The following is a 4,167-nucleotide window of genomic DNA, read 5'->3' as shown; positions in this document are numbered from 1 at the left end:
AAGGTGCGGAGATGGTGACCGACCTGGCTGCCGGGTAATCCGCTGGCGGCCACCACGGAGCAGACCCAACTAGTGATCCGCGATTTGATCCGCACGGGTTATCTGAAACGGCAGAAAACCCAGCCTGGCGGTCGTTTACAGCTACATTGTACGGGCCTGCAAAACCCGGGGCCGGCCTGTACCGGCACGGAACACTGTTGCCCGCCGGATCACCATGATGCATCCGGTGAAGGTTTATCGCTGCTGGCCAGCTTCGCTTCGTCTTTCCCGATGCCCGGTCCCTCGGCCATCGCCACCGCGCGGGCAAGAATCAGTTAGCAGGGTTGGTACTGGCCGCCTTCCATTGGCTGTGGCTCAATGTGGAGTGGCTGACCGTGGGGTCGCTTTCGGCCCTCGGGTCGGCAAGGGCTGCTTTTCCCATCTCGCCCTTCAGGCTGACGTTGAGCTCGTTCAGGAGCGTCGCCTTCGTGTCGAAGCAGAGGAACAATACCAGCGGCTGAACTAGGGGCGTAAGCCCACTGCTGGCAGCAGCAATTCGTCAATAACGGATATGAGAAACTCGCGGTTAGCTGTCTTGCGCTGCACCATTGTTCGGTACATCGCCATGGATGCGACAAGGAGTGACAATTTTTCCATGTCACAGTCGGCCGGGATTTCGCCGCGGTCGATCGCCCGCTGAAGTAAGAGTCGGTTGACTCTCGCGCGAGGCTCGACGATGGCTGACTGCACAGCGTCCGCTAGCCCTGGTTCGCACGAAATCATCGACATCAGCCCGGCCATGACATGAATTTTGCGGTCGCCGTCCTGGATCGAATGAGGTTTGATATTGGCAACAAGGTCCCCCCGGAGTGTCCCGGTATCTGGAAGATTAGCCATGTCGATGCCCGCGTTTTTCATGCACGCGACAGCGTCGATAACAAGTTCTGCCTTGGACGCCCAGCGGCGGTAAAGCGTGGCCTTCCCGGCCTTGGCACGTGTTGCGACCATGTCAATCGTCATGCGGTCGTAGCCAGTTTCAGCGAGCACGTCCAAGGCAGCGGCTAGAATCTCCGGATCGCGGGTATGGTCGCGCTTGCGACCAAGCTTCGGCGTATCCACCTCGGCAGCGGCGAGGTCGATCGGCGTCATTGCGGCGAACTCCTTACTGTGGGAGACCGCAGCGAGCGGCCTATCGTTTCGTCTAGAACAATTCTAGACTAAGTATATCCGAAACCGTTGAGTTTCGGATATGCTTAGTTTCATGTCTTCTTCCTCCGCCACGAACGTGGTCTCCTCTGACACCCCCGTGGTGTCCAGCCGACGGTGGTTGACGCTCAGCGTCGTTGCCCTCGCCCAGCTCATGGTCGTTCTGGATTCCACCGTCGTCAATATCGCGTTACCTGCAGCCCAGGCTGATCTTGGCTTCTCCAATGGAGACCGCCAATGGGTCGTCACTGCATACTCTCTGGCCTTCGGCAGCTTGCTGCTCCTGGGCGGCCGGCTCTCCGACCTCATCGGCAGGAAGCGGACCTTCATCATCGGCCTCGCCGGCTTCGCCCTGGCATCCGCGCTCGGTGGTGCCGCGAACAGCTTCGGCATGCTCGTCGGCGCGCGCGCTCTTCAAGGTGCTTTCGGCGCAATGCTTGCCCCGACCGCTCTCGCCGTTCTGATCACAACCTTCACCGTTCCGAAGGAACGCGCCCGCGCTTTCGGTGTCTTTGGCGCGATTGCCGGAGCGGGCGGCGCCGTCGGCCTTCTCCTCGGCGGTTACCTCACCCAGTACTTTGACTGGCGCTGGAACCTTTACATCAACGTCTTCATCGCCGTCATCGCCATCATCGGCGCAGTTATTTACGTTGATCACGGTATTCGAACGGGTCCGCGTCCGAAGCTCGACGTTCCCGGAACCATCCTTGTCTCCGGCGCCCTGTTCGGCGTCGTATACGGGTTCTCCAATGCCGAAAGCAATGGGTGGAACTCCCCTCTCACCTGGGGTGTACTCGCCGGTGCCGTCGTGCTGCTGGTCGCATTTGTACTCTGGCAGCGGCGTGCGATACACCCGCTCCTGCCGCTGTCGATCATCCTGGACCGCAACCGCGGTGCAGCCTACGGTTCAGTGCTCATCGCAGGAATCGGAATGTTCGGAGTCTTCCTCTTCGTCACCTACTACCTGCAGAAGACGCTCGACTACACACCGGTCCAGGCGGGCCTTTCGTTCCTGCCGATGATCGCCATGCTTATCCTCGCTGCCCAACTCGGCACGAACATCTTCGTTCCGAGATTCGGACCGAAGATCATGGTGCCGTTCGGCATGACTCTCGGTGTTATCGCAATGGTTCTGCTCACCCGCCTGGATCTTCACAGCGGCTACGCGGCCGATGTGCTGCCACCGCTGATGGTGATGGGATTTGCGATGGGGTCGATCATGCCAGCGTCGATGCAGACTGCCACCCTCGGAGTCGACCGGCAGTTCGCCGGCGTCGCCTCAGCGATGGTGAACACCAGTCAGCAAGTCGGCGGATCAATCGGGACTGCGCTGCTCAACACACTGGCAGCCACGGCCGCAACCAACTATGTCGCCTCCCATGCTCCGGTCACCGCCATAGTCGCTGCCGAAGCAGCCGCCCACAGCTACGCGACCGCGTACTGGGCCGGCGGCACATTCTTCGCCTTCGGCGCAGTGTTCTCAGCGCTACTGTTCCGCCGTCGCGGCGACGGCGTGTCGCTCACCAACCCGCACGGCAACGCAGCAGCCGAACGAGTGCCTCTCACAGCTCACTAGCCGCGGGGCAGATTTTCTGGACTGTCGCGTTGTTCCTGACGCGCGAATTGCCACACATTGACGAGCGGGACTGGGAAAAGAAAGGCGTCTCCCTGTGTCAAGCAGCGGCGTCTTGGATCGATCGACATACAACGCGGTGGCGTGAACAACGTGTGCGGAGGGAGTCATTGTCACCCGACCAGCACTCGTTTGTGTCCGGTTAGGTTTCATCGACACGGACGCCAGCTGGCAGTCATCCGCGGGTGTGGGCTCAACACCAGTGGGAGGACGCTTCGATACGAAAACCTGCCCGCCGGGGAAAGAGACGCTCTTCCCGCGGCCGACGAACTTTCCGCGGCGTTTGACCAGATCGAATCACCCACCGACCAGCCGAAGTAAGACGGTCGTTCGGGATGGCGCTCGGGCGGCCCACTAGTCGTCCTTGTAGCTGCAGCTTTAAAACGCGCGTGTGGGTATGGTTTTGGCACGGCACGATTGGTCCTTCCCTTGCTCCGCCGCGGCCTCTGCATGACTATCCCGCTTCCAAGGATCTGGGATGCCATCCCTGATGACTTGCCGGGGATGGGGAAGGGGTACATCGTTGTCGATGTACCCCTTCTCGTTAACCCGTCCAGTTACTGCTATTTCTTGAACGCGTCCTTAACTTTTTCGCCAGCCTGCTTCAGGTTGCTCTTGGTTTGGTCGGCTTGCCCTTCGGCCTTCAGACTGTCATCGTTGGTCGCTTCACCGGCACCTTCTTTGGCCTTACCCGTGAGCTTCTGCCCGGCATTCTCGATTTTGTCACCCAGACCCATAGCAACCTCCTGAAGTAGTCGTTGGCCAGTAATAACTAACCACCCCCATGATCCCATTTTACCAAGGAACTGGGGCCGCTCCGAGGAACGCGCCAGTGATGCCTACGAGCTGGGGTAACGGGGGGACTTTCGGGAATTTCGGTTGCCTCCAACGGCATGGGATTCGAGGCTGGTTCCCGGGCTGGGAGGGGTCTCGCATGTCCTTGGTCTGGATATCCAAGACGCGGGAGGAGAAGGCTTTGCTAATTGAGATGTCGATGCTTTCGAGCCAGGCAACATCCACGCGAACGTGCGAATGTGCTTCCACCGGCGTCGATTACGGCGATGTTCATCGGTTGGCCGATCCCTTCGGCGCGCATTTTCGTCGGCGACGATTACGATGCGAGCTTCGGCGAGGTTGGGTGAGGTTATGAATTTTATCCTTGTTGAGTTCGCGAACGGGCGTGGCGACGGATAGCTGCCGGAGGGCAAAAAAGAGGGTGTGCACAATGTGCACACTTTGGGCGTCGGATCGAGTCGGACTGGTGCCGGACTGCTTCGGATTCGGTATGTTCACGGGGCTTCCCTGTGTTTACGGGGGCTGGAAGCCGGTTCGAGTCCCACCTCGGGCAC

Annotated in this window: 3 protein-coding genes; 1 reads left to right on the top strand and 2 read right to left on the bottom strand. The window is 59.9% G+C overall.

The window, feature by feature from the left end; all coding sequences use genetic code 11:
- Window positions 1–501: 501 nt before the first annotated feature.
- A complete protein-coding gene (locus QMG52_RS21440; RefSeq protein WP_283562429.1) occupies window positions 502–1,128 on the bottom strand; it encodes a TetR/AcrR family transcriptional regulator in 627 nt (208 codons plus the stop codon).
- A gap of 112 nt (window positions 1,129–1,240) precedes the next feature.
- On the opposite strand from QMG52_RS21440, the gene QMG52_RS21435 reads away from it, so the two are divergent.
- A complete protein-coding gene (locus QMG52_RS21435) occupies window positions 1,241–2,761 on the top strand; it encodes an MFS transporter (protein ID WP_283562428.1) in 1,521 nt (506 codons plus the stop codon).
- Between the two features lie 620 nt (window positions 2,762–3,381).
- Here the strand turns inward: QMG52_RS21435 and QMG52_RS21430 are convergent.
- Window positions 3,382–3,555, bottom strand: coding sequence for a CsbD family protein (locus tag QMG52_RS21430; RefSeq protein ID WP_283562427.1), 174 nt, complete (start codon window positions 3,553–3,555; stop codon window positions 3,382–3,384).
- Window positions 3,556–4,167 lie beyond the last annotated feature (612 nt).

The organism is Paenarthrobacter sp. PH39-S1 (assembly GCF_030063245.1).
GTDB lineage: Bacteria > Actinomycetota > Actinomycetes > Actinomycetales > Micrococcaceae > Arthrobacter_M.
The sequence above is the reverse complement of the archived record's forward strand: the minus strand, read 5'-3'. Positions and strand labels throughout refer to the sequence as shown.